The 24,235-nt window shown below is 65.4% G+C and carries 22 protein-coding genes; 7 read left to right on the top strand and 15 right to left on the bottom strand.

The annotated features are described in order from the left end of the window. Positions 1-143: 143 nt before the first annotated feature. Genes LPJ38_RS31475 through LPJ38_RS31485 form a run of 3 tightly spaced genes read right to left on the bottom strand, consistent with a single transcriptional unit; the run spans position 144 to position 2,933 of the window. A complete protein-coding gene (locus tag LPJ38_RS31475) occupies positions 144-1,010 on the bottom strand; it encodes an MlaD family protein (protein ID WP_145628826.1) in 867 nt (288 codons plus the stop codon). Positions 1,011-1,026: 16 nt separating this feature from the next. Next, on the bottom strand, positions 1,027-1,797 hold the full coding sequence (locus tag LPJ38_RS31480; RefSeq protein WP_167520249.1) for an ABC transporter ATP-binding protein: 771 nt from the start codon (positions 1,795-1,797) through the stop codon (positions 1,027-1,029). Positions 1,798-1,799: 2 nt separating this feature from the next. Beyond that, entirely contained in the window at positions 1,800-2,933 is a 1,134-nt protein-coding gene (locus LPJ38_RS31485; RefSeq protein ID WP_145628830.1) for an MlaE family ABC transporter permease, read from the bottom strand. Between the two features lie 143 nt (positions 2,934-3,076). On the opposite strand from LPJ38_RS31485, the gene dgcA reads away from it, so the two are divergent. Next, positions 3,077-4,072 (top strand): N-acetyl-D-Glu racemase DgcA, encoded by a 996-nt coding sequence (gene dgcA / locus LPJ38_RS31490; protein ID WP_145628832.1) that lies wholly within the window; start codon positions 3,077-3,079, stop codon positions 4,070-4,072. On the opposite strand, the gene LPJ38_RS31495 is transcribed toward dgcA, so the two are convergent. Further along, positions 4,042-5,238: an MFS transporter gene (locus LPJ38_RS31495; protein ID WP_145628834.1), complete on the bottom strand. Its 1,197-nt coding sequence runs from the start codon at positions 5,236-5,238 to the stop codon at positions 4,042-4,044. The genes dgcA and LPJ38_RS31495 overlap by 31 nt on opposite strands. A 75-nt stretch (positions 5,239-5,313) precedes the next feature. Here LPJ38_RS31495 and LPJ38_RS31500 point away from each other — a divergent pair, with 75 nt between their 5' ends. Further along, entirely contained in the window at positions 5,314-6,738 is a 1,425-nt protein-coding gene (locus LPJ38_RS31500; protein WP_167520250.1) for a hypothetical protein, read from the top strand. Between the two features lie 133 nt (positions 6,739-6,871). After that, positions 6,872-7,225, top strand: a complete 354-nt coding sequence (locus LPJ38_RS31505; protein ID WP_145629390.1) for an ADP-ribosylation/crystallin J1 — start codon at positions 6,872-6,874, stop codon at positions 7,223-7,225. A gap of 17 nt (positions 7,226-7,242) precedes the next feature. Here the strand turns inward: LPJ38_RS31505 and LPJ38_RS31510 are convergent, their stop codons facing one another. The 3 genes from LPJ38_RS31510 to LPJ38_RS31520 all read right to left on the bottom strand — a co-directional run bounded on the left by LPJ38_RS31510 (position 7,243) and on the right by LPJ38_RS31520 (position 8,649). Then, positions 7,243-7,602, bottom strand: a complete 360-nt coding sequence (locus tag LPJ38_RS31510) for a hypothetical protein (protein WP_145628838.1) — start codon at positions 7,600-7,602, stop codon at positions 7,243-7,245. Between the two features lie 85 nt (positions 7,603-7,687). Beyond that, complete coding sequence (locus LPJ38_RS31515) at positions 7,688-8,179, bottom strand: P-loop nucleotide/nucleoside kinase family protein (protein WP_347339007.1); 492 nt, start codon at positions 8,177-8,179, stop codon at positions 7,688-7,690. Between the two features lie 20 nt (positions 8,180-8,199). Continuing rightward, positions 8,200-8,649, bottom strand: a complete 450-nt coding sequence (locus LPJ38_RS31520) for an RbsD/FucU family protein (RefSeq protein WP_145628842.1) — start codon at positions 8,647-8,649, stop codon at positions 8,200-8,202. 165 nt (positions 8,650-8,814) lie between these two features. Between LPJ38_RS31520 and LPJ38_RS31525 the strand changes: the two genes are divergently transcribed. Next, positions 8,815-10,602 (top strand): caspase family protein, encoded by a 1,788-nt coding sequence (locus tag LPJ38_RS31525; protein ID WP_167520251.1) that lies wholly within the window; start codon positions 8,815-8,817, stop codon positions 10,600-10,602. A 320-nt stretch (positions 10,603-10,922) separates the two neighbouring features. Here the strand turns inward: LPJ38_RS31525 and LPJ38_RS31530 are convergent, their stop codons facing one another. The 4 genes from LPJ38_RS31530 to thiD form a co-directional block, all read right to left on the bottom strand. Beyond that, the gene (locus tag LPJ38_RS31530; protein ID WP_145628846.1) at positions 10,923-11,906 is read right to left on the bottom strand and encodes a threonine/serine dehydratase family protein; all 984 of its coding nucleotides are present in this window, start codon (positions 11,904-11,906) and stop codon (positions 10,923-10,925) included. A 64-nt stretch (positions 11,907-11,970) separates the two neighbouring features. Beyond that, positions 11,971-13,014 (bottom strand): glycosyltransferase family 4 protein, encoded by a 1,044-nt coding sequence (locus tag LPJ38_RS31535; RefSeq protein ID WP_145628848.1) that lies wholly within the window; start codon positions 13,012-13,014, stop codon positions 11,971-11,973. Between the two features lie 13 nt (positions 13,015-13,027). Continuing rightward, positions 13,028-13,840: a UDP-2,3-diacylglucosamine diphosphatase gene (locus LPJ38_RS31540; RefSeq protein ID WP_145628850.1), complete on the bottom strand. Its 813-nt coding sequence runs from the start codon at positions 13,838-13,840 to the stop codon at positions 13,028-13,030. Between the two features lie 221 nt (positions 13,841-14,061). Then, positions 14,062-14,862 (bottom strand): bifunctional hydroxymethylpyrimidine kinase/phosphomethylpyrimidine kinase, encoded by an 801-nt coding sequence (gene thiD, locus LPJ38_RS31545; protein WP_145628852.1) that lies wholly within the window; start codon positions 14,860-14,862, stop codon positions 14,062-14,064. Between the two features lie 276 nt (positions 14,863-15,138). On the opposite strand from thiD, the gene LPJ38_RS31550 reads away from it, so the two are divergent. Both LPJ38_RS31550 and LPJ38_RS31555 read left to right on the top strand, forming a co-directional pair. Next, positions 15,139-17,118: a PAS domain S-box protein gene (locus tag LPJ38_RS31550; protein ID WP_145628854.1), complete on the top strand. Its 1,980-nt coding sequence runs from the start codon at positions 15,139-15,141 to the stop codon at positions 17,116-17,118. 103 nt (positions 17,119-17,221) lie between these two features. After that, positions 17,222-17,467, top strand: coding sequence for an Lrp/AsnC ligand binding domain-containing protein (locus LPJ38_RS31555; protein WP_008554991.1), 246 nt, complete (start codon positions 17,222-17,224; stop codon positions 17,465-17,467). A 10-nt stretch (positions 17,468-17,477) separates the two neighbouring features. Here LPJ38_RS31555 and LPJ38_RS31560 read toward each other — a convergent pair whose 3' ends face one another. Continuing rightward, positions 17,478-18,401 carry a c-type cytochrome gene (locus LPJ38_RS31560; RefSeq protein WP_145628857.1) on the bottom strand — a complete coding sequence of 308 codons (924 nt, stop codon included), beginning with the start codon at positions 18,399-18,401 and terminating at the stop codon, positions 17,478-17,480. A 155-nt stretch (positions 18,402-18,556) separates the two neighbouring features. Between LPJ38_RS31560 and LPJ38_RS31565 the strand changes: the two genes are divergently transcribed. Further along, on the top strand, positions 18,557-18,976 hold the full coding sequence (locus LPJ38_RS31565; RefSeq protein ID WP_145628859.1) for a CHRD domain-containing protein: 420 nt from the start codon (positions 18,557-18,559) through the stop codon (positions 18,974-18,976). A 72-nt stretch (positions 18,977-19,048) separates the two neighbouring features. On the opposite strand, the gene LPJ38_RS31570 is transcribed toward LPJ38_RS31565, so the two are convergent. From LPJ38_RS31570 to LPJ38_RS31580, 3 genes are all read right to left on the bottom strand, one after another. After that, a complete protein-coding gene (locus tag LPJ38_RS31570; RefSeq protein WP_145628861.1) occupies positions 19,049-20,332 on the bottom strand; it encodes a cystathionine gamma-synthase family protein in 1,284 nt (427 codons plus the stop codon). A 286-nt stretch (positions 20,333-20,618) separates the two neighbouring features. Continuing rightward, on the bottom strand, positions 20,619-21,068 hold the full coding sequence (locus LPJ38_RS31575) for a c-type cytochrome (protein WP_145628863.1): 450 nt from the start codon (positions 21,066-21,068) through the stop codon (positions 20,619-20,621). A gap of 126 nt (positions 21,069-21,194) precedes the next feature. Continuing rightward, positions 21,195-23,504, bottom strand: a complete 2,310-nt coding sequence (locus LPJ38_RS31580) for a xanthine dehydrogenase family protein molybdopterin-binding subunit (protein ID WP_145628864.1) — start codon at positions 23,502-23,504, stop codon at positions 21,195-21,197. Positions 23,505-24,235: the final 731 nt, after the last annotated feature.

Raw genomic sequence — 24,235 nt, forward strand, 5'->3', positions numbered from 1 at the left:
ATCCTCGCTCTCGTGCCCCGGACGCAGCGCAGCGCTCCTTCAGCGGTGCGCTGCCGGGGCCCATCTCTCCACGTGTACGCTGCTGCCTTCCGGGTCCCGGCTCTGCGCAGCAGCGTTGCACGCTGCAGCGCGTCCCGACACCTCTACCGCCTGGGCGCGGCTGCCGGCCTCGGCGGCTCGGGCGCAGGCGCTGGCTGCGATGAATTGCTGGCGCCGAACAGCACGCGGGTGGGATTGCGGTCGAAATTGTTCACGGCGCGGCTGATGTCGCCGAGGGTGCGGCGGCCGTCGGCCATCAGCGCACCGGAGCGCTTGTCGAAATCCTCGGCGAGCTCGCGGATCGACTTCACCGCCTGGAACAGCTCGCCGCCATCCTTGCCGCCGGCGAGCGAGTTGAGGCCGAGCATGAGGCTGTCGGCCTTGAGCATGACGCCGTCGACCTTGGCCATCACGCCGTCGATCTTCTCGGAGTTGCGGGCGAGCGAATTGGTGAATGTCTCGAGGTTCTTCAGCGAGTTCTTCACCGATTCCTGATTGTCGGCGACGATCTTGTTGACGTTCTGCAGCGTGGCGCGGATCGCCTCGGTGACGTCCTGGAGCTTGTTGGGGTCCGCCGTCAGCGTCGGGATGCCGTCCTGGTCGAGCGCCGGTGCCGGAGCGGCCTCGTCGCCGCCCTTGAGCGAGATCGCGGCAACGCCCGTGAGGCCCTGGAATTCGAGGCCGACCAACGTGTCCTTGCGGATCGGGGCATTGTTCTCGATCATGGCGAGTGCGACAACCCGCCGCGGGTTGTCCAGCTTCACCGAGACCACCTCGCCCACCCTGATACCATTGAAGTTGACGCTGCCGCCGTTGCGCAGGCCCGCGGCCGGCCCTTCGAACACGACGCGCAAGGGGCTGCGCTGCTTGGTGGTGTGCAGCGACTGAAACCACAGCACGAAGCCGATCGCGGCGGCGATCACCGCCAGCGTGAACGAGCCGATCAAGACGTAATTCGCCCGCGTTTCCATCAGGTGCTCCGGCTACTCAACTCATCACCGCGCGGGCGCGCTTGCCATGGAAATACTGCCTCAGCCAGGGATGCTGCGAGGCCTGCATGTCGGCGATCGACCCTGCCGCAATGATCTTACCGTTCCCTAAAACGGCGATGCGGTCACATGCTGTGTATAGGCTGTCGAGATCGTGGGTTACCATGAAAACGGTCAACCCCAAAGTGCGCTGAAGCGTCCGCACCAGCTCGTCGAAATCGCCGGCGCCGATCGGGTCGAGGCCCGAGGTCGGCTCATCCAGGAACACCAGATCCGGATCGAGCGACAGCGCGCGCGCCAGCGCTACGCGCTTGATCATGCCGCCCGAGAGCTCGGAGGGAAAGCGTTCGGCAACCTCGGGCTTGAGGCCGACCATGGCGAGCTTGGCCATGGTGATCTCGTCCATCAGCCGCTGCGAGACACGCAAATATTCGCGCATCGGAAACTGGATGTTCTGCCGCACCGTGAGCGAGGAGAACAGCGCGCCCTGCTGGAACAATACGCCCCAACGGCGCTCGACGTTGCGGCGCTCCGACGTGCTGGAGGAATCGAGGTCGACGCCGAACACCTCGATGGAGCCGGCGACCTTCGGCACGAGGCCGATGATGGTGCGCGTCAGCACCGACTTGCCCGCGCCCGAGGGACCGACGAAGCCGAGGATCTCGCCGCGCTTGACGTCGAGGTTGAGGCCGTCGAGCACGCGCGTTGCGCCGAACTGCACGGTGATACCGCGGACGCGGATGATGGGGTTCTGGATTTCGCTCGCCATGGTCACATCCCGACCGCGGCGAAGAAGATGGCAAACACGCCGTCCATCACGATGACGAAGAAGATGCCCTTCACCACCGAGGCCGTGGTGTGCTGTCCCAGCGACTCCGCGCTGCCCTGCACGGCGAGGCCCTCGACGCAGGCGACGATGCCGATCACGGCGGCCATCACCGGCGCCTTGACGATGCCGACGATGAAATGATCGATCGAGATGGCGTCGCGCAACCGCAGCAGGAAGGCCTCAGGCTGGACGCCGCCATAGAGCCAGGCCACCAGACCACCGCCATAGAGCGCGGCCATCGCGCCGAGGAAGGCGAGGATCGGCAGCGCCAGCACCAGCGCCATCATGCGCGGCAGCACCAGCACCTCGATCGGGTCGAAGCCCATGGTGCGCAGCGCATCGATCTCCTCGCGCATCTTCATCGAACCGAGCTCGGCGGTGTAGGCGCTGCCCGATCGGCCCGCGACCATGATGGCGACCAGGAGCACGCCGATCTCGCGCAGCACCAGGACGCCCAGCATGTCGACGACGAAGATGTCGGCGCCGAACCTGCGGAAATGGAAGATGCCTTGTTGCGCGATGATGCAGCCGATCAGGAAGGTGATCAGCACGATGATCGGCACCGCGCGCCAGCACACCTGCTCCATGTGGTGCACGGTCGAGGTCAGGCGGAACGAGCGCGGATGGATCAGGATGCGAAACCATGCTGCGAGCACCGCGCCGAGCATGTCGACGAGGCCGGCAATCGTCCCGCCGACGCCTGCGACCGTACGGCCGATCTGTTCCAGCATGCCGGTGATGGTGATGGGGCTGCGGTCGATCACGGGCGTCGCCCGTACCCGCCGCACCTCGTCGACCAGGCTGGAATAATTGGCGGAGAGCCCCGCGATCTGCGGCTCGACCGCGCCGCTCGTCAGGCTGCGGCGCAGCCGCTCGATCAGCCAGGCGCCGAACGTGTCGAGCTTGGCGACCTCGGAGACGTCGATGAAAATGCTTTGGGGGCTGCCGGCGAGTTTCTCGGCATCGGCCACCATCCGCTCCAGGACCGGCGCAAAGCTCGCGGTCCAGGTCCCGGTGGCGCACAGTGCCAGCGCGTTGCCCTTGGCAATCCGCTCCAGCTTCGGATCGCCGTTCAAGATGTCCGCTCCCGTGCCGAAGCGCAGGAAACGGATGGAATCGGATGGTTGCGCACGCGCCCTTACCTAGAGAAGGTATCCCCAACTGGCCATTGTTAGTTGCTAGAGGTAACTAGCAGGTTCAGATTTCGCCAGAGTTCAAAATGACTTCCACGAAACTTGTCGCCCTGGCGGCGCGAATCGAGCGCTTCCCGATCGCCGGCAGCTTTACCATCAGCCGGGGTGCCAAGACCGAGGCGGTAACGGTCGTGGCGGAGGTCAGCCGGGACGGCTTGGCCGGCCGCGGCGAATGCGTGCCCTATCCCCGCTATGGCGAAACCCCCGAGGCAACGCTGGCTGCCGTAAAGGCCATGCAGGAGGCCGTGGCGGGCGGGCTGACACGAGCGGCCCTCCAGGCCGCCATGCCTTCAGGTGCGGCCCGTAACGCGCTGGATTGCGCCCTGATCGACCTCGAGGCCAAGGCGGCCGGCCTGCGCGCCTGGAACCTGCTGGACCGTCCGGTGCCGGGCGAGCGCACCACCGCCTACACGATTTCGTTAGGAACGCCTGAGGCCATGGCCGCGGCGACCGCCAAGGCCGCGCACCGGCCGCTGCTCAAGATCAAGCTCGGCGGTGACGGCGATGCCATGCGGATCGCAGCGGTGCGCAAGGCCGCCCCCGAATCCGAGCTGATCGTCGACGCCAACGAGGCTTGGACCGAGGCCAATCTGGAAGCCAACCTCGCCGCCTGCGCCGACGCCGGCGTCACCCTGGTCGAGCAGCCGCTACCGGCAGGCAAGGACGAGGCGCTGGCGCGGATCAAGCGGCCGCTCGCGGTCTGCGCCGACGAGAGCGTGCATGACCGTTCCTCGCTCGCACCGCTCCGCGAGCGCTACGACGCCGTGAACATCAAGCTGGACAAGACCGGCGGCCTCACCGAGGCGCTGGCGATGGCCGATGCCGCGCAGGCGCTCGGCTTCGAGATCATGATCGGCTGCATGGTCGCGACCTCGCTGTCGATGGCGCCCGCGATGTTGGTGACGCCGCAGGCGCGCTTCGTCGATCTCGACGGCCCCCTGCTGCTCGCGCGCGACCGCGACCACGGCCTGCGCTATGACGGCAGCCTGGTCTATCCGCCGGACTCCTCGCTCTGGGGATGAGCAATCAGCCGATGCCGCGCCGACCAGATCAGAAGCGTACCTAGCGCGGCCATCGCGGCCATGACGTAATAGAGGTTATCGCCGATGCGGGCATAGATCGCGCCTGACGCGATCGAGGTCGCAGCGCCCAAAAGCCCGTTGCAGGCAGCGTAATAGCCCTGCCCCCGCGCGATTTGATGCGAGGGCACGCGCTGCACCAGGAGATTCATGGTGCCGAGAATGGTCATGCCGAAGCTGAAGCCGTGGCCGAGCTGCACGATCGCGAGCAGCACCAGGGGCGGCTCGTTCGCCGTCACGATCCAGCGCACCACCGCGCTCACGCCACCGATCGCGATCATCGTGGAGGGATGCACCGAGAAGCGCGGCGACAGCGCGAACACGACGATCTCGGCGATCACGCCGAGCGTCCACAGACCCGCGATCGTCAGCCCACTGATCCCGTGGAGCTGCCAGTTGATGGCGGAGAAGGTGTAATAGGCGACGTGGCTGCCCTGGATCAGCGCGGCCGAGGCGATGATGGCCCAGAAGCCGGCATCGCGCAGCAGCGCCGTGTCGGCACGCGCCTCGGCGCTCTTGCGCCTGACATCGTCGAGCGGCTGGAGCAGCAGGCTGGCTGCGACCGCAACGATCGCCCATGCGACGATGATCCAGATCAGATCGCGCGCTTCGATGACGTCGACGAGGTAGCCGCAGGCGAGCGAGCCCGCGGCGAACGCCGCCGAGCCCCATAGCCGCAGCGGCCCGTAATCGAGCCTGTACCGGGCGACACCGCGAAGCGCATAGGCATCGGTCAGCGGCATCGTCGGCGTCCACATCATGCAGGTCAGCGCATAGATCAGGAACAGCGCCAGCGGCTGCTGCTGCAGGCCGACAGCGGTAAAGCCGATCGCGGTCGCCAGCACCGACGCCATCATGGCACCGCGAATGGCCTGACGCTTCTCGGCGAAGGCGGTCACTTGCGGCAGCGTGGTGAAGCGGGTGATCGCCGGCAGCGCGTTGATGATCCCGATCCAGGCTGCGTCGATGCCGATCCCCTTCAGCCAGAGCGGGAAGAACGGCAGATGCGTGCCCGAGACCGCGAAGACGGCCGAATAGAACAGCGCTAGACTCACGGCGAATCGCCGCTTCTGCGCCGCTGCAATGGGGATTTGTGATTCGCGTGCCATCAAACCAATTGCGATTCGGCCGATATCGTGGTGATCGTTACAGTAACGCGTACTGATTTGCGCGACGAGATTGTCATGGCCAACGAAGCATTCGCCCTCTCGCCCATGTCTGCCCGCGCGGCCGAGCCGAACGAGCAGGATTACGACGCGATCCGCGAAGCCTTCATGGAGACCGCGCGCGGCCGCTGGTTCCTCGGCGAATACGCCAAGCGCAACCGCAATGCCGACACCCGCATGGTGCTCGACGCGGTCGCGAAGATCGAAGAAACCCTTGCGGCACAGCGACAACCCGTCGTCGAGGACCGCCTGCCCGAGGCGCTAATCGAGATCCGCCGCGCCATCCGCGAGGCTGAGACGATCGCGATCGCGGCATTCGATCCCGCGGCGATCGAGGCGAGCCTCGCGCCGATCCCGCGCGGGGTGCGCATCATCAAGGAGATCTCCTGGCGCTGGCGCGAGATCGGCGCCGACGGGCGAATCTGCGACCTCATTGATTCGCAGCTGGCTTCGATCGAGGCTGCCTGCGGCCAGATTTCGACCATCGACCCCCGCGTCGAGCTCAAGGCCGCCTTCGATCTGCTGAAGGATCGCGTCGAGCAGCTCGACGGCGACGCAACGCCGCAGGCCGCGCCGGCTCCGAGGCAGGAGGCGGCGTCATCCGCGGCGGAGGTCGCGCCTGCGGAGGTCGCGCTTGGCGCGGTGGCGAGCGAAGCCCCCGTGGCTTTTACGGAGACGCCGCAGGACGTCGCAACAGCTCCCGAGACCGGCGCCGCCGTCGAAGCAGCTGACGTCGCCGATACGACCGCCATCGCCGAGCAAGCGATGGAGATCGCCCTCGCGCCGGACATCGCGGCCGAAAGCCCGGCCGGACTGGGCGAAGCCGGACCCGAAGACGCGGCACGTGAAGCAGGCGCGCCTCGAGGCGTTGCGTTTGAAGAGCCAGTCGCAGAGACCGCCGCCTTCGTGGAAGTCACCGACGAGTTCTCGCTCGACGCCGCCGCGGAAGCCGAGGACGAAGCCATTCTGGACGCCATCGCGCTGGAGATGGCCGCGCCCGATCCGGAGTTCGACGAGATCATCGAGCCGGCGGAGATTGAAGCGGCCGCGCCGACGCCGATGGCAGTAGAGGTCGCAGCTCCCATTGCCGCGGAGCCGCAGCAGCCGATCGCACCAGAGCCGATCGTCGCAGCGGTCACGGAAGAGCCCGCCGCGGACGCGCCGATCGCGATGGACTCGCTTGCCCGCCTCACCGACGCCATCGCTGAAGCCGCCGCCGAGGTGATGGAGCAGCAGGCGCCGGCGATGGCCGCGACGGCAACGCTCGGCGCGGCGCCCAACGCGGCTCTGCCGATGCCCTCGCCGCTGTCCTCGCCCGAGCCCTCGCTCGGCGCCACCATCCTCGCCAGCGGCATCCTGCAAAGGCCGCGCGCCGCCGCCAACGACCCGCTCGGTCCGATCCGCCGCATGACCCAGGCCGAGAAAATCGCGTTCTTTTCGTAAGAGACTTGCGCTCTCTCCACGCCGTCATTGCGAGCACAGCGAAGCAATCCAGAATCCCTCCGCGGAAAGACTCTGGATTGCTTCGTCGCTTCGCTCCTCGCAATGACGACGCTCGAGCTTGGACCTCATTGACATGTGCCCCGCCGAAGATACCCTCACCCTCTGGCGTCCCGTCGGTCCGAAAGAACTGGAGTTGATCCGGCAATCCGGCATGCGCGCGTTTCCTCCGCGCCTGCCTGACCAGCCGATTTTCTATCCGGTGCTGACTGAAGAATACGCCATCAAGATCGCACGCGACTGGAATGTTCCGGCGAGCGGCTCGGGCTTCGTGACGCGCTTTAAGGTCAAGCGCAGCTTCATCGAAAAATACGACGTGCAGGAAGCGGGCGGACGCTCACACTTGGAGTACTGGATTCCGGCTGAGGATCTCAATGCGTTTAACGCTGCCATCGTCGGCATGATCGAGGTCGTCCGCAGTTTCCGTTAGCTGCCCAGCGACCCCCATCACCCGCAATTCCACACCGCCCCGATCGGCGTACGGGTCCAGCATGGGCCGAAGCTGCCACCGTTGTAGCGACCGCCGTTGAAGCCGGGGCGGCCGAAATAGTGCCACTCGCCGTCCCAGCGGTAGTACTGCGGAACCGGGTCGATGTACCAGTGGCGCCGGTCGGCGCGCGACATGCGGCGCATCGCGTCCTTCTGCTTGTAGAGCGGAATGCTGTTGCTCAGCGGCTGCCGATAGCCCGGCAGGAAGCCGTAACCTTTCCAAACCGGCTTGGGACGCTTTTGAACTGGCTCAGCGGGCGCTGTGGCGGGCAGCAGAGACAGGATGACGGCAACAAATAGACACATCAGGCGAGACATGGATCGACCATAGACAGGCGGATGCCAGAAGGCCACTCAAATTCAGGTGCGAGGCGTTTCGCCCCACCAAACGCCAGTAAGACGATCAGCCGATCTTGTCGCGCACATGGGCTTCGACGCGGTCCAGGAGATGATCGAGCGAACTCTCGGCCGTATCGAGCACCAGGTGCTCCCGATCCCACGGCTCGTAAGTCTGGTTCACGACGTCATCCCAGGTTGGAAGCTTGTGACCGTCGATGTCGGACAAGCGGCTTTCCACGCGCCGCCGGTGTAACGCCGGTTCGCTGCAAATCACTTCAATCTCGACGATGCATGCGCCGGTCCGCAAGGCAGTCTGTCGCCATGCGGCGCGGCTTGCCTGCACGGGATTGACGCAGTCGGCGATGACGATGCGCCCGAGCTTGAGGTTTTCGGCGGCCAGCGTGTTGGCAACGGCATAGCCGGCTGCGCCGACGATGAGGCCCGCGTCCCGCAATGGCTGCTCGATCGCATCGATCCGAAGATACGTCGCCGCCAGCCTGGCGGTGAGTTCGCGAGCGATCGTCGTCTTACCGGCACCTGGAAGGCCGCCGAACACGATCAGTGAGGATGGATGCTTCATGATATTCCTATCACGCCCTTCCTGATCAGGAAGCAACCATAGCCCCTGCTGTCTCCCACCTGCACGACGCCGAAGCCTGCGGCCGCCGCGTGATAGAAATCCGAGCGCGCGAGCTTGCCGGGGACGACCGCGCGTCCGGCCGCGCGTTCGATCTCGGCCAGCACGGCCCGCTGTACCTCGGGCACGCGGTCGGGATCGTCGACCGGCATCATCACGCGCACCGGATCGGGATCGAAATCGTCGAGCGGATAGACCGACATGATGGCGCGGGCCGCCGTCTGCATGGTCATGCCCGGCAGCTGGATCAGGCGCTGCGAGGATGTTGCCGCGGCAATGCGGGCCGCCGGGTGGTTGGCGTCCACGAAAACGAGGTCGTCGCCGTGGCCCATGGCGGCGAGCAGCCAGAGCAGGTCGGGCGTCAGGATCGGATCGATCGATTTCAGCATGTGACGGACTTCCTCCCAATCGATCGTTCACCATAGCAGGTTCCCAGCGTGATCTAGATCACGTCTACCGCCCATGGTGACCGGGATCACGGACCCCACGCTCGAACGCGTTCAGGCTTGCTCGCAACCAATCTCGCATCGAGATGAGTGCCAAAGGAGCACGCCATGTTCCGCCTAAAGCCTTTCCTGATGACGGCCAGCCTGCTGGGAAGTCTGTTCGGCTTCAGTTGCGGGCCCGTTTCCGCGCAAGTCGCCCCGGTCCAGCCGGCCCCCTCCGCGCTGCAAGGCCCGGAGCAGCGGGTGGCGCTGGTGATCGGCAATGCCAATTACAAGAACGCGCCGCAGCTTGCGAACCCCGACGATGACGCGCAATCGATGGCGCGGTTCCTGAATTCCGCCGGCTTCGAAGTGGTCGCCGCAACCGACTTGACCCAGGACGACATGCTCCGCGTCGTCCAGGACTTTTCCGCCAAGGTCGCGTCGCGCGGCCCGAACACGGTGGCGATGGTCTATTATGCCGGTCACGGCGTGCAGCTCGCCGGTGAGAACTATCTCGTTCCCGTCGATGCCAAGGTGTCCAGCCCGACCGAGCTCGTCAACAACTCGGTGCGTCTGGTCGACGTGATGTCGACACTGGAGACGATCCCGAGCCGCATGCGCATCGTGATCCTCGATGCCTGCCGCAACAATCCCTTTCCCGAGGTCAACGACGCCGGCCGCGGCCTTGCCATCGTCGATGCGCCGAACGGCTCGATCGTCGGCTACTCGACCGCGCCCGGCGCCGAAGCGCTCGACGGTACCGGCAACCATAGCCCCTACACCCAGGCTTTCCTGAACGTCGCGCGCGAGCCCAACGTGCCGATCGAGCAGCTGTTCAAGCGCGTGCGCCTCCAGGTGAACCAGACCACCAGCGGCGCACAGATCCCGTGGGAGAGCTCGTCGCTGACGTCCGACTTCACCTTCTTCGGTGACACCGCCGTTGCCGCCAATCGTGCGCCGGTGAAAGCGCCTGTGGTGCAGATGGCCTCCAACCTGCCGAGCCGCTCGACTCGCCAGGCCTACGACTACGTCGTGTCCGAGGGCCGGCCGGAATATTATCAGGAGTTCATCCGGATGTACCCGCACGATCCGCTGTGCGACCACATCCGCTGGCTGCTCAACAACCTCCTGCTCACGCAGGCCTGGCACAAGGCGGTGCTCGCGAACTCGCCGGTCGCCTACAAGAGCTTCTATGACAGCTACGGCAACAGCCCCTATGCGCAAGTCGCGCTGAAGCTGCAGGCGCAGCCGAAGCAGATCCCGCTGATGCAGGCGACCAAGTTCCTGGCGCCGCAGACCATTGCCCCGACGCTCAAGATCGGCAATCTCGGTCAGCCCAAATACATGCCGGTGATGCCCGGCAATGGCGGCGCGCAGATCAATGGCAATCTGCCGATCGTGCAGAAGCCGCTCGACAACAACATCGGCAAGCTCGGCAATGGCGGCCAGATCGTCAAACTGCCGGCGGCTAACAACCAGCCGAACGGCACGCCGTCGCCGACGCCGGGCAAGATCGTCACCCTGCCCGCGCCGACCAATGCCACCAACGCCAATGGCGGCGGCAAGATCGTGACCCTGCCTGCGACCAACACCACGCCCAACGGCAACAACAGCGGCAAGCCGGGCAAAATCGTCAGCATGCCGGTGAATGTCGGCAAGGGCGGCCCGAACGTCGCGCCGAAGCCGGTCGACGTTCAGACGCAGAACCGTCCGATCCGCATCACCAACGGCGTGAAGATCAACAACGCTCCGATGACCAAGGTGCAGGTGCAGAACAATTTGCAGAATCGCCGTCCGCAGCTCAACACGATGCCGAGCCGCATGGTCAGCAGCAACAACAACTTCCGGCAGTCGATGAACCAGGCGCCGAGCATGAATGGCGGCGGCAACCGTCGCGGTGGCTTCATGCGCTGATTGCTGGGCGGCACATACGAGAAAGGGGCAGAGCCGCCACGCTCTGCCCCTCTTCATGTCAGGGAACTGAAGCGAGGCCGCTCGGCGCATCAATTGCAAACCCAGAAAAGGCCGTCATGCCCGGGCTTGTCCCGCCTGCGCGGCCGAAGCCGCTTCGGCGAGGCGAAGGCCCGGGCATCCACGTTCTTTGTGCTGCATGGAAGGGCGTGGATGGCCGGGACAAGCCCGGCCTGGACGCCTGTGGGCACATCGTGCGCCCAACACTCATCCCATACGTGGTTACTACGAGGGGGAAGAGGCGAAGCGGGACGCGTGAGGGATCAGGCCACCAGCTCCGCGAACAAGTCCGCATCGACATTGCCGCCGGAGAGCACGATGACGACGTTCTTGCCGGCGACGTCGAGGCGCCCGGCAAGCAGCGCAGCGAGGCCCACGGCGCCGCCCGGCTCGACCACGAGCTTGAGCTCGCGATAGGCAAACGCAACGGCCGCGCCGACTTCCTTGTCCGATGCGGTGACGCCGCGCGCCAGCAGCTTGCTGTTGATCGCGAACGTCATCTCGCCGGGCATCAAGGCCATCAGCGCGTCGCAGATGGTACGGCCCGCCGGCGGATGCGGCTCGCGATGGCCTGCGGTCAGCGAAATGCCGTGATCGTCGAACGCCTCGGGCTCGGCCACGACGATCTGCGCTTGCGGATAGCGCGCCTTGACGGCGGTCGCCACGCCCGCGATCAGGCCGCCGCCGGAGGCCGGCGCCACCACGATGTCGGGGGCAAGTCCAAGGCCTGCCATGTCCTCCGCGATTTCGCGGCCGGCGGTGCCCTGCCCCGCGATCACGAAGGGATCGTCGTACGGCTTGACCAGCGTCGCGCCGCGCTTCTCGGCGATGCCGCGCGAGATCGCCTCGCGGTCGTCGCGGTCGCGATCGTACAGCACGACCTCGGCACCGTAGGATTTGGTGCGCTCGCGCTTGGACAGCGGCGCATCCGCCGGCATCACGATGGTCGCCTGCATGTCGAGGATCTTCGCCGCGGCCGCCACGCCCTGGGCGTGGTTGCCCGAGGAGAACGCGACCACGCCGCCTGCACGCTTGTCCTGCGGGATCGAGAACACCTTGTTGAAGGCGCCGCGGAACTTGAAGGAGCCGGTGCGCTGGAGCATCTCCGGCTTCAGGAAGACCTTTGCGCCGACACGCTCGTTGAGCACGGGAAAAGACAACAGCGGGGTGCGGATGGCGTAAGGCGCGATCACGCGCGCCGCGGCATCGATGTCGGCGGGGCCGACCGGGAGGAGCTGTTCGGTCATGGCGGAATGTTATCGCGGCCAATGAGGACCGGGCAAGACACCTCCGCGAGAGGATTCTTCCCGATCAGGCCACAAAGCGCGGTTGTTCCGCGCCGTTCCGGCCGGGCAGCACCGCGCCGACCGCCTGGATGCTGTCGATGAAGACCCGGGCCGAGGCTTCCCAGGTGTAATTGGCGGCGAAGGCGACGCAGTCCTGCCGGGAGATGTCGAGCGCGGCGAGGCAGGCGTTGCGGAGATCGTGATCGAGGACGCCGACCGGCGCATTGCCGATCACGTCGCGAGGTCCCTTCACCGGGAAAGCGGCCACCGGCAGGCCGCTGGCGAGCGCTTCCAGCAGGACCAGGCCGAACGTGTCGGTCTTGCTTGGGAACACGAAGACGTCGGCCGCGGCATAGATTTCCGCCAGCCCCTCGCCGTGCTTCTCGCCGAGGAAGATCGCCTCGGGATAGGCCTCTTCGAGCGCGGCGCGCGCCGGACCGTCGCCGACGATTACCTTCGTGCCGGGCAGGTCGAGATCGAGGAAGGCCTCGAGATTTTTCTCCACTGCGACCCGGCCGACCGACAGGAACACCGGCGCAGGCAGGCAGAGATCGACGGGACGCGGATGGAACAGCTGGGTGTCGACACCGCGGGGCCACAGCACGACATTGTCGAAACCGCGCTCGGTCAGCTCGCGGGCGAGCGCCGGCGTTGCCGCCATCACGGCGCGGCTGGGACTGTGGAAACGGCGCAGCGCCCGCCAGATCAGCGAGCCCGGCACCGGCACCCGGGCGCGGACATATTCGGGAAAGCGGGTATGGAAGCTGGTCGTGAACGGCAGCTTGCGCTGGCGGCAATAGCGGCGGACCATCAGGCCGATCGGACCTTCCGTCGCGATGTGGATGCTGTCCGGGCGCGCTTCCTCGATCAGCTTCGCGATACGCGCCGGCCGCGGCATGGCGAGGCGCACGTCGCGATAGCTCGGCATCGCGAAGGTGCGAAACGATTGCGGCGTCAGGAACGCGAACTCGACGCCGAGGCTCTTGCCGGCGTCGGCGAGCTTGGTCAGCGTCCGAACCACACCGTTGACTTGCGGGTGCCAGGCGTCGGTCGCGACCAGGATGCGCATCAGGCGGCTCTCGTCACGCAGCTCTTGCCGCGACCTGCGGGACGGCTGCCGGCTTCTGAAGTTGGTCCGCCCAGGTGATGATCTCGAAATGGCCGTCGTCGTGCTCGACGAGGGCCGTGCAGCTCTCGACCCAATCGCCGCAATTCATGTAGCGGATGCCGCCTTCGTCGCGGATCACGGCGTAGTGGATATGGCCGCAGATCACGCCGTCGGCGTCGTGGCGCCGCGCCTCGGCGGCGAGCGCCTGCTCGAACGCGCCGATATAGTTGACGGCGTTCTTCACCTTCTGCTTGGCCCATTGCGACAGCGACCAATAGGGCACGCCGAACAGGCGGCGGAAGAAGTTGACGAAGCGATTCATCTGAATCGCGAAGTCGTAGGCCTTGTCGCCGAGATGGGCGAGCCAGCGCGCGTTCTGCACCACGAGGTCGAAGATGTCACCGTGGATAACCAGGTAGCGCTTGCCGTCGGCACCCGTATGGACGGTGTTCTCGACGACGTCGATGCCGCCGAAATGCGTGCCGTAGTAATTGCGCAGGAATTCGTCGTGATTGCCGGGAATGTAGATGACCTTGGCGCCCTTGCGCGCCTTGCGCAACAGCTTCTGTACCAGGTCGTTATGCGATTGCGGCCAGTGCCAGCTCGATTTCAGCGCCCAGCCGTCGACGATGTCGCCGACGAGATAGATGGTGTCGGCGTCGTGGTAGCGCAGGAAGTCGAGCAGAAGATCGGCTTGGGAACCGCGGGCTCCGAGATGGACGTCGGAGATGAACAACGTGCGAAAGCGCCGCTCCGGGCTCTCGTCACTCACATCGTAACTTCCCATGCGCCAACCCGTAACAATGTCCCGTGACAGGGAGATGACCGATTGAACCCTTGAGGCACCCTCAGATACGAATCAAACCTCGCCTCGCCCTGCCCGCGAATATCAGTCGCATGCGACAATCAGGCGACATGGCGCCGCAGGGACTGCCCGTGCCAGTCCGACCTCGTTCGAGGGCAAGCGGTCCTCTCGAAGGACGAGGCGTGTGTTCAGGCGTTGCCGCGTCAGTAAAACCTGTGGAAATGATGGACCGGTCCGTGGCCGTGGCCGACGCTGAAGCGATCGGCGGCCGCGATCGCCGCGCTGATCCAGGCCTTGGCGTTGCGTACGGCTTGCTCGAGTTCCTCGCCCTTGGCGAGGCCCGCCGCGATCGCCGATGACAGTGAGCAGCCGGTGCCATGGGTATTCCCAGTGGCGATGCGGGGCGCGGCGAGCGCGATCGTGGTGTCGGCATCAACCAGATAGTCGGTGCTCTCCGCGCCCTCGCCGTGTCCGCCCTTAACCAGGACGGCACGGCAGCCGAGCGCCAGCAGCCGGCGCCCCTGGCTTTCGATTGCAGCCTCGCTCGCCGCCACGGGCTCGTCGAGCAGCGCGGCGGCCTCGGGCAGGTTCGGCGTGATCACCGATGCCAGCGGAATGAGTCGCGTGCGCAACGCCTCGACTGCTTCAGACGCCAGCAGCCGGTCGCCGGAGGTTGCCACCATCACGGGATCGAGCACGACGTGGCGCGGCGCCCAGCGCGACAATGCGCTCGCGATCGCCTCGATGCTGGCGACCTGGGCCACCATGCCGATCTTCACGGCGCCGACGTCGAGGTCGGAGAACACCGCATCGATCTGCGCCGTGACGAACTCAGCCGGCGTGGCGTGAATGCCCGTCACGCCGCGCGTATTCTGCGCCGTCAGCGCCGTGATGGCGGACGCGCCATAGACGCCGAGCGCGGCGAACGTCTTCAGGTCCGCCTGGATGCCGGCGCCGCCGCTCGAATCCGAGCCGGCGATGGTGAGTGCGACCGGGGTCGTCATCGCGGGATGCATCTGGTTGAAGCGAGCGTCATGGCCTGTCCTAGCGCGACCGTGGAACCCCAGCAAGCGCGGCGGTGATTCGCTCGCACGCTGGACTTGCGACCGTCGCCGCATCTCCCTCGCAATCGGGCGGGCGTGAAAAGTCGAGCCGCGCCATGGCTTTGCCAGCCTGCCCTTGGCGTTCACAGAGTTGAGTGAGACGTTAGGTGGTGGAATCGTCCAGCGACGCGAATCGCGCGAGCCGCTCCAGGCTCGCAACGTCTCCCGGGTGGAACTATGTGGGCCTATCTTGAACGTCTCCTCGACTCCTCGATGCTGTCGCCGCACGGCATCTGCCTGTTGTGGGAACCCCAGCTGGTCTGGCTCCATGTGGTCTCCGACGCCTGCATCGCGGCCGCCTACTTTTCCATTCCGTTTGCCCTCGCGATCCTCGTCACCAAGCGGCGCGATCTCAAATTCGGCTGGGTCTATTGGGCGTTCGCCATCTTCATCATGGCTTGCGGCCTGACCCATGTGCTGTCGATCTACACGCTCTGGGTCCCAATCTACGGCATCGAGGGCCTCCTCAAGGCGGCAACAGCAGTCGCCTCGGTCTTCACCGCCGCCGCGCTCTGGCCGCTGCTGCCGAAGATCCTGACCATTCCCTCTCCGTTCGAGCTGCGGCAGGTCCAGGCCGCGCTCGAGGAAGAGGAGATCAAGAGCCGGGACGCCACGCTTCTGCTGCAGCAGGTCAGCGATGCCCAGCGCGCGATGCGCGACAGCGTGGCGCGCCTCACCGCGATCGTCGAGACCGCGGTCGACGGCGTCATCCTGTTCGATGCGCAGGACCGCATCCTGCTGTTCAATCCGGCCTGCGAGCGCCTGTTCGGCTATCAGGCCGATGAGGTCATGGGCTGGAACGTCAGCACGCTGATGCCCGAGGCGGACGCTTCGTCCGACAATGCCACGCGGCATTTCGCGACCGGCGGCGAATCCGTCGGCCTGCGCAAGGACGGATCGACCTTTCCGATGGACCTGTCGGTGGGTCAGGCGCGGCAGGACGGCGAATTGATCTTCGTCGGCATCATCCACGACCTCTCCGCGCGCAAGCTCACCGAGCAACAGCTGCAGCAGGCGCAGAAGATGGAGACGGTCGGCCAGCTCTCCGGCGGCATCGCGCACGATTTCAACAATCTGCTCACTGTGATCATCGGCAACGCCGAACATCTCAGCGAGCAGCTCAAGGCCAGGCCCGACCTCAGGCGCTTTGCCGAAGACATCTGCCAGTCGGGCGAACGGGGCGCCGAGCTGACGCAGCGGCTGCTCGCCTTCAGCCGCCGCCAATTGCTCCAGCCGCAGATGATCGACTGCCGCGGCCTGCTCGATTCCATGTTCAAGCTGCTCAAACGCACCTTGCGCGAAGACATCGAGATCAGGACAAGTTCCGGCTCCGGCACGATCATGGCCTTTGCCGATCGCGCCCAGCTCGAATCCGCCGTGCTCAATCTCGCGCTCAACGCGCAGGACGCCATGCCGGCAGGAGGGCATCTGACGCTGAGCACGGAGCTGACCGCGATCGACGACGATTATCGCGCCCTTCACCCCGAAGTCGCCTCCGGCACATACGCCTTGATCTCGGTCACCGACGACGGCGAAGGCATGACGGCTGAGGTCAGCGCCCGCGCCTTCGAGCCGTTCTTCACCACCAAGGAGGTCGGCAAGGGCTCGGGTCTCGGCCTCTCCATGGTCTATGGCTTTGCCAAGCAATCAGGCGGCCACGTCTCGATCTACAGCGAGCCGGGCCTCGGCACCACGGTCCGGCTCTATTTGCCCCGCGCCCCCGTGGGACAATCCCAGGCCGAGCTTGCCGACGGCGAGGATGCGGCGCCGCGCGGATACGAGACCATCCTGATCGCCGAAGACGATCCGTTCGTCCGCTCCTCAGTCATTCGCAGGGTTGAAGCGCTCGGCTATCGCGTCGTTGCCGCGGTCAACGGCAAGGAGGCCTTGCAGCAGCTGCGCACCGATCCCGGCATCGACCTGCTGTTCACCGACATCGTGATGCCCGGTGGCATGAGCGGCTGGGATCTCGCCGATCAGGCGCGGCGGATTCGCCCCTCGCTGCCCGTCCTGTTCACCTCGGGCTATGCGCTGGAGACACTGGTCGAGCAGGGCCGCGCGCATGCGCAGGCGATCGTGCTGACCAAGCCCTATCGCAAGGTCGAGCTGGCGCAGCGGCTTCGGGATGCATTCACTGCTGCGGCCGTCGCCTCCTGAGCGGCGGACCGGCCCTGGCGGCTTGTGCAGGCGGCCGGCCGCTTGCTAAACCCCGCCGGGTTTGGCCTATTAGCCGGCCAGATGTGCTTTCGGAGTGACCGCGATGGTTCCCTTTTTCGTCCAGATCAAATGCAAGCTCGGCCAATCCTATGTGGTCGCCAACGCGCTCGCCGAAGCCGAGATCGCCTCCGAGATCTACTCCACGGCCGGCCAATACGACCTGCTGGTGAAGTTCTACGTCGACAAGGACACCGACATCGGCCACTTCGTCAACGAGAAGGTGCAGGTGCTGCCGGGCATCCAGGACACCCTCACCATCATCACCTTCAAGGCGTTCGGCGCGGGTTAGAGCAGCTGCTCTAGCTTCCTTCCTTGCGCTTGGGCGGCGTCGGCCCGTCCACCGGCGGCAGCGACTTTAAATAGGCAGCCATCGCCGCGCGATCTTCTGCCGTCAGCTGCGCCAGATTCTTGATCACGGGACGCATTGCGCCGGAGGCGCTGTCGCCCTCGGGCATGTCGCCGGTCTCGAGAAAGTCGGCGATGTCCTTTTCGCTCCACGTGCCGATGCCTTTCTGCGTGATGTTCGGCACCCAGCCCTCACCCTCCGGATTGGGACCGCCGGCGAAGCGCTGGCTGCGGATGATGCCGCCGAGCGCATTGCGCGGGCTGTGGCACTCGGCGCAATGGCCGAATGCGTTGACCAGATAGGCGCCGCGATTCCATTGCTCCGAACGAGATGCGTCCGGCACGAACGTCCCGGTATTCATGAACAGTAATTTCCAGATGCCGACATTGCGCCGGATATCGAATGGAAACGGCACGTCGTGATCACGCGACTTGCCCTGCACGGCGGGCAACGTCTTGAGGTAGGCGAACAGATCGCGGACATCGTCGACCTTCGCGAGATGATACGACGTGTAGGGAAAAGCGGGGAAGTAGTGCTTGCCATCGGGCGAGATGCCGCGCATCACGGCGTTGACGAAATCGCTTTCGCTCCAGCGGCCGATGCCGTCATTGGGATCCGGCGAGATGTTGGGGACGTAGAACGTTCCAAACGGCGAGCCGAGCGGCAGGCCGCCGCCGAGCCGCAGGCGATCGTCCTGGTTCGGCACGGCATGACAGGACGCACAGCCGCCGGCGTTGAACAGCTCCTTCCCATTGGCGAGATCGGGTGCACGCGTTGCGGCCGGCACCGCCATGGCGGCCGGCATGGTCAGCCACCAATAGACGCCGAACGCCACAACCATGGCGATCAGGACAGCAAGCATCGCTCGTCGCAGCATCGAAGCATTCCGTCGGGACCGCGAGCTTACGGATCATTCCGTGCCCGCTCCAGCCACGATTAATTTAGATGGTTTGGCCGGAACGTGGGAATAAAGTCGCAGACGCACTGTTTGCAGGTTGACAGCAATCAGGCGTCAACAGGGAGGAGAACCCCATGAACAAAGCTCTTTTCGCCACGCTGGCCCTCGGCGCTGCGGTCGCATTCGCCGGCCCCGCCAGCGCTGAAAAGTTGAAGGCGACGCTGGACGGCAAGGCCGAAGTGCCCCCAACGACCACCAGCGCCACCGGAACGGCCGACATGGACTATGACGCCGCCAGCAAGAAATTGTCCTGGACCGTCACCTACTCGGGCCTCTCCGGGCCGGCCACCGCCGCGCATTTCCACGGGCCTGCCGAGGCCGGCAAGAATGCCGGCGTTGCCGTCCCGATCCCGAATGCGGCTTCAAGCCCCGTGAAGGGCGAAGCGACACTCACCGACGCACAAGCCGCCGATCTGCTCGGCGGCAAGTACTACATCAACATCCACACTGCGGCGAACCCGGGCGGCGAGATCCGCGGCCAGGTGACGAAGTAGGTTCTCAACGCGGCTTCGTCGGCGAAGGCCGGGCGCCGGAGGGGCGTCCGGCCTTTTCGATTCTCGCCACACTCAAGCCGTGTTCAGCGCCTGCGCGAGGTCGGCGATCAGGTCCGACGGATTCTCGATGCCGATCGACAGCCGGATCGTGGAATCGAGCACGCCGATCTTCTGACGGATGGCGGCGGGAACGCCGGAATGGGTCATCGTCGCCGGCAGGCTGGCCAGCGATTCCGTTCCGCCGAGGCTCACAGCGAGCTTGAAGATTTGCAGCGCGTTGAGGAATTTGACCGCGGCGTCCTTGCCGCCGGCGATGTCGAAGGAGAACGTCGAGCCCGCGCCGAGGCATTGCCGCGCGAACACGCGGCCCGCGGCAGACGCCTCTTCGTGATGGCCGAGATAATGGACCTTGGCTACCTTGGGATGATCGCGCAGGAAGTCCGCCACGAGGCGCGCATTCGCATTGGCCTTTTCCATGCGCAGGCTCAGCGTCTCTAGCGACCGGTTGATCATCCAGCAGGAGTGCGGGTCGAGCTGGGTGCCGATGGCGCCGCGCAGCGCCTTGATGCCCTTCATGAGCGCCTTGGAGCCGAGTGCTGCGCCCGCAATCAGGTCGGAATGACCGCCCACATATTTCGTGAGTGAGTACAGGGAAACATCCGCGCCGTGCTCGATCGGCCGCTGAAACACCGGTCCGAGTAGCGTGTTGTCGCAGGCGATGATCGGCGTGTCGCCTTGCGCCTTTCCGATCGCCTCGGCGACACGGCGCATCATCGCGACGTCCACCAGCCCGTTGGTTGGATTGGCCGGAGTTTCGATCAGGATCATCGAAACCCGCCCCTTGCTCATGGCCTCCTCCGCGGCCTGCTTGACTGCCGCCTCGTCGATGCCGTCGGCGAAACCGACGGCGCCGATCGACAGACGCGCAAGCGTGTTCGTCAGCAGGGTTTCCGTCCCGCCATAAAGCGGCTGCGAGTGCACGATGACGTCGCCGGGGCGAACGAAGGCGAGGATCGTGGTTGCGATCGCCGCCATGCCTGACGAGAACAGCGCGCAGCTCTCGGTGCGCTCGTAGATCGCGAGCCTATCCTCGACGATTTCGCTGTTGGGGTGGTTGAAGCGCGAATAGACCAGGCCCGCGCCCATGCCTTCCGGCGGCTCGCGCCGGCCGGCGACGAAATCGAAGAAGTCCTCGCCGTCATCAGCGGTCTTGAACACGAAGGTCGAGGTCAGGAACACCGGCGGCTTGATCGCGCCTTCCGACAATTGCGGATCATAGCCATAAGTCAACATCAGGGTTTCCGGATGCAGCATGTGGTTGCCGATGTGCGTCTTCGACGGGAACGGTTTTGCCATGGCCTGTCTCGCTGTTGGTTGGCTCGCGGCGCGGTGGGCTTCGCATTGACGAGGCAATCGGAGCGGATGCGCTGGGTTCCGACAGCTCTCGTCAACGCCGCGGCAACTGAAGCAAAGATAGCCGCTCTGCCTGCGGAACGTCAGACCTTGCGCACGGAATTTCCCGTTGAACTGTGCGGCTGAGTCCCGTGGTCCGGATGAGCGCAGCGAAACCGGGCAGACCGGCCGAGCTGATAGTTGTCCCGGATATCGCTACGCTCATCCGGGCTACGGGCTCTGTGGCCAGCTATTTCAACTTCACCCGATAGGTATCGTGGCAATCGTTGCAGCGATCGTTGATCGTGGTGTAGGCCGCTTTCAAGCTCGCAACGTCGGTGATCTTGCCCTTGGCGTCGGCGATCGCCTTCTGCACGGGTGGAATCTTGGAGTCGAAATCGGCCTTGTTCTGCCAGACCTTTGGCGACGAGCCATAGGTCGCGTTCACCACGTCCTGCTTGGGATTGATCTCGAAGGTCTTTGCGATCTTGGCGACGTCGGCCTCGATGCTGGCGATGGCCTGATCGGCAGCTTTCTTGTCGAAGGGGATGTCGCCCTTGGTCATCTTCTGGATGACACCATACTGGTTCTTGGCGATCGACCGCATCAGATTGTCCTGTTGGACGGCAATCTCCTGCTGCGCCATTACGGCGCCCGCGCCCAGCACGAGGACGCCCGCGACAATCATCGTTCGCTTCATTGGCTCGTTTCTCCGGCTCTCGAGACGTTCAGGGCATGAGCTTCACCGGCTCAGGGGAAGCCGGGACTCATCATGGATAGAACCCCGCGCGGGGCGTTTATTCCGCCCGCGCGGGAGGATCTCGGACTAAAGGCTGTGACGCCGGTGATGCTCGTTGATCGCGATCCACACCCGCTCGGGCGTTGCCGGCATGTCGATGTGGTCGATCTTGTATTCGCGCCAGAGCGCATCGACGATGGCGTTGACGATGGCCGGACAGGAGCCGATCGCGCCGGCCTCGCCCGCGCCCTTCACGCCCAGCGGATTGGTCTTGCAGGGGACGTTGGCGGTCTCGAACACGAAGGCCGGCCCGTCCGCGGCGCGTGGCAGCGCGTAATCCATGAAGGTCGCGGTGATGAGCTGACCGTCGCCCGCGCCATAGACCACCTGCTCCATCAGGGCCTGGCCGATGCCCTGCATGGCGCCGCCATGCACCTGGCCGGCCAGCAGCAGCGGATTGAGCGTCTTGCCGAAATCGTCGACGATCACGTAGTTGACGATCTTGATGATGCCGGTGGCCGGATCGATCTCGACCTCCGCCAGATGCGTGCCGTTGGGATAGGTGCCGTCGGCGCTGGCGAAGGTCGCGCTGCCGTTCAGTTTCGAGGGATCGGCGCCGGGACGCTTGGCAAGGTCCGCGAAGGAGATCGAGCGGTCGGTGCCGGCGATGCGGATCACACCGTCGGTGATCTCGAGGTCGCCTGCGCTCGCCTCCAGCGCCTGCGCGGCGAATTCCTTCAGCTTCTTGCCGAGATCCCCCGCTGCACGCTCCACGCAGACGCCGCCTGTGGGGATCGAGGCCGAGCCGCCGGTGCCGAGGCCCGTCGCGATCTCGTCGGTGTCGCCCTGGCGGATATGCACGCGCTCCGGCGGCAGGCCGAACTGCTCGGCGACGATCTGCGCATAGGCGGTCTGGTGGCCCTGCCCGCTCGATTGCGTGCCGATCAGCACGGTGACGTCGCCGCTGGGATCGAGCCGGACATTGGCCGTCTCCTCGCCCATCACGCCGCAAATCTCGACATAGCTCGCAAGCCCGATGCCGCGGATCAGCCCGTTCTTCTTGGCCGCCTTGGCACGCTTGCCAAACTCCTTCCATTCCCCGATCTCCATCGCGCGCTTGAGATGCGCGGCGAAGTCGCCGGAATCATAGACCTTGCCGGTCGCGGTCTTGTAGGGCAGCGCTTTCGGCGGGATGAAGTTCTTGCGGCGGATGGCATCCGGCGTCATGTCGAGTTTTCGCGCGCAGGCATCGACGAGACGTTCGATGACGTACGCGGCCTCCGGCCGCCCCGCGCCGCGATAGGCATCGACCGGAACGCTGTGGGTGAAGATGGTGCGTACCCGGCAATGGAAGGCCTGGATGTCGTAGAGGCCCGGCAACATGCCGGCGCCGCCATGCGGGATGTAGGGACCGAAGGTCGAGAGGTACGCGCCCATGTCGCCCATCAGGTCGCAATCCATCGCCAGGAACTTGCCGTCTTCGGCCAGTGCCATCTTCGCGGTGGTGACGTTGTCGCGCCCCTGCGCGTCGCCCATGAAATGCTCGGTGCGGTCGGCCGCCCACTTCACCGTCTTCTTCAGCTGCCGCGCCGCGACCGCCATCAGCGCGTATTCCCGGTAGGGAAACAGCTTGGTGCCGAAGCCGCCGCCGACATCGGGGCAGATCACCCGCATCTTGTCGGTGGGGATGTTGAGCACGTTCTGGCAGAGGATGTCGCGCAGGCGATGGCTGCCCTGGCTGCCGATCGTCAGTGTCAGATGGTCGCGCTTGGCATCGTATTCGCACACCGCTGCGCGCGTTTCCATGAAGTTGGCGACCACGCGCGGATTGACGATGGAAATTTCGGCGATCGCATGCGCCTTGGCGAAGGCCGCCTCCGTCGCAGCCTTGTCGCCGATCGAGACGTCGAACAGCACGTTGCCGGCCTTGTCGGGCCAGACCTGCGGCGCGCCATTCTTGACGGCGTTGACGACGCCGGTCACGGCCGGCAGCGGCGACCATTTGACCTCGATCGCCTCGATCGCGTCGCGGGCCTGGTCGATCGTCTCGGCGACCACGAAGGCGACGGCATCGCCGACATGGCGCACCTCGTCCTTGGCCAGGATCGGGTATGGCGGGCCGGTGAACGGATCGGTCTCGAGATTGAACAGGCACGGCAGATTGCCGAGATCCCCAACGTCATCCGCGGTGAGAATCAGCGCGACGCCGGGGAGCCCGCGGGCGCGGCTCACATCAATGGTGTATTTGGCATGCGCGTGCGGCGAGCGCAGCATCAAGCAGCGGAGCGCGGCCTGCGGCGCGTAATCGTCGGTATAGCGGCCCTTGCCGCGAATGAGCGCGTCATCCTCCTTGCGCAGCACGCTTTGGCCAACGCCGAACTTGATGGGAGCCGCCATTGTCTTTTCCCGTCCTATGGTTGTTTTGGCGGCATATTGCCGTGGAAAAACTGGCAAGGCAAACGGGTTTAGGCGGGAACGATCCGCGAAAGATTTGTCCGGAGCCCTTGCAGGTTCGGAGCGAACTCAGGTCGAAGAGTCGCAGTGCGGTCATTTCCCCGTGAAGATCGATGCTTCCGCGGATCCGGCGCGCTCCGTCCCCGCCAGTTGGGCCGATGGCAGGATCGTTGGCGAACGCGCACGGCCTCGCACGCCCGCGAACAAGCGGCGGCAGCGACTGCCGCTTGTTCGCAGGGCGTATACGCGTATCTCGTCGTTGATCATTTACATCGCACCACGGCCCCACAGGCTCCTCGCGTTGTCTCGCAACCTCTCGATCACGCGTTCAGGCGCGATGCCGTCGATCTCGCCGCGCGTCAAGCCGATGTCCATCAGCTCCCTATCGCTCAAGTCCAGCAAGGTGACTTGCGGCTGCGGTCGCCGCTGCCAAAGCGCACGCCAGTATCGCCTGAGCAGGCTCGAGGCGACGGCGAGGTCGAAGCGAAGCCTGCGGCATCGCCCTCCGCAGCGGATGGGATGTTCGTCTGTTGGGGTGGCATCGCATGCTCCTGCTCTTGAGCCGGCAGGGAACGTGGCCACGAAAAAGGCCCCGTCCGATGCCGGCGGGGCCTGGTGGAAAAGATGTCGTCGTCGAAATCCTAGCGCGCGACTCCTCCCACGGCCCAGCCGAA

It is taken from the genome of Bradyrhizobium daqingense, from assembly GCF_021044685.1.
GTDB lineage: Bacteria > Pseudomonadota > Alphaproteobacteria > Rhizobiales > Xanthobacteraceae > Bradyrhizobium > Bradyrhizobium daqingense.

What these genes read in the sequence shown, in the direction of transcription:
- LPJ38_RS31495 (WP_145628834.1), bottom strand. Translation starts at nt 5,238, where the DNA reads ATGGCACGCGAATCACAAATCCCCATTGCAGCGGCGCAGAAGCGGCGA.
- LPJ38_RS31505 (WP_145629390.1), top strand. Translation starts at nt 6,872, where the DNA reads ATGTGCCCCGCCGAAGATACCCTCACCCTCTGGCGTCCCGTCGGTCCG.
- LPJ38_RS31555 (WP_008554991.1), top strand. Translation starts at nt 17,222, where the DNA reads ATGGTTCCCTTTTTCGTCCAGATCAAATGCAAGCTCGGCCAATCCTAT.
- LPJ38_RS31520 (WP_145628842.1), bottom strand. Translation starts at nt 8,649, where the DNA reads ATGCTGAAATCGATCGATCCGATCCTGACGCCCGACCTGCTCTGGCTG.
- LPJ38_RS31480 (WP_167520249.1), bottom strand. Translation starts at nt 1,797, where the DNA reads ATGGCGAGCGAAATCCAGAACCCCATCATCCGCGTCCGCGGTATCACC.
- LPJ38_RS31550 (WP_145628854.1), top strand. Translation starts at nt 15,139, where the DNA reads ATGTGGGCCTATCTTGAACGTCTCCTCGACTCCTCGATGCTGTCGCCG.
- LPJ38_RS31565 (WP_145628859.1), top strand. Translation starts at nt 18,557, where the DNA reads ATGAACAAAGCTCTTTTCGCCACGCTGGCCCTCGGCGCTGCGGTCGCA.
- LPJ38_RS31575 (WP_145628863.1), bottom strand. Translation starts at nt 21,068, where the DNA reads ATGAAGCGAACGATGATTGTCGCGGGCGTCCTCGTGCTGGGCGCGGGC.
- LPJ38_RS31560 (WP_145628857.1), bottom strand. Translation starts at nt 18,401, where the DNA reads ATGCTGCGACGAGCGATGCTTGCTGTCCTGATCGCCATGGTTGTGGCG.
- LPJ38_RS31475 (WP_145628826.1), bottom strand. Translation starts at nt 1,010, where the DNA reads ATGGAAACGCGGGCGAATTACGTCTTGATCGGCTCGTTCACGCTGGCG.
- LPJ38_RS31570 (WP_145628861.1), bottom strand. Translation starts at nt 20,332, where the DNA reads ATGGCAAAACCGTTCCCGTCGAAGACGCACATCGGCAACCACATGCTG.
- LPJ38_RS31530 (WP_145628846.1), bottom strand. Translation starts at nt 11,906, where the DNA reads ATGACCGAACAGCTCCTCCCGGTCGGCCCCGCCGACATCGATGCCGCG.
- dgcA (WP_145628832.1), top strand. Translation starts at nt 3,077, where the DNA reads ATGACTTCCACGAAACTTGTCGCCCTGGCGGCGCGAATCGAGCGCTTC.
- LPJ38_RS31525 (WP_167520251.1), top strand. Translation starts at nt 8,815, where the DNA reads ATGTTCCGCCTAAAGCCTTTCCTGATGACGGCCAGCCTGCTGGGAAGT.
- LPJ38_RS31510 (WP_145628838.1), bottom strand. Translation starts at nt 7,602, where the DNA reads ATGTCTCGCCTGATGTGTCTATTTGTTGCCGTCATCCTGTCTCTGCTG.
- LPJ38_RS31535 (WP_145628848.1), bottom strand. Translation starts at nt 13,014, where the DNA reads ATGCGCATCCTGGTCGCGACCGACGCCTGGCACCCGCAAGTCAACGGT.
- thiD (WP_145628852.1), bottom strand. Translation starts at nt 14,862, where the DNA reads ATGACGACCCCGGTCGCACTCACCATCGCCGGCTCGGATTCGAGCGGC.
- LPJ38_RS31500 (WP_167520250.1), top strand. Translation starts at nt 5,314, where the DNA reads ATGGCCAACGAAGCATTCGCCCTCTCGCCCATGTCTGCCCGCGCGGCC.
- LPJ38_RS31580 (WP_145628864.1), bottom strand. Translation starts at nt 23,504, where the DNA reads ATGGCGGCTCCCATCAAGTTCGGCGTTGGCCAAAGCGTGCTGCGCAAG.
- LPJ38_RS31540 (WP_145628850.1), bottom strand. Translation starts at nt 13,840, where the DNA reads ATGGGAAGTTACGATGTGAGTGACGAGAGCCCGGAGCGGCGCTTTCGC.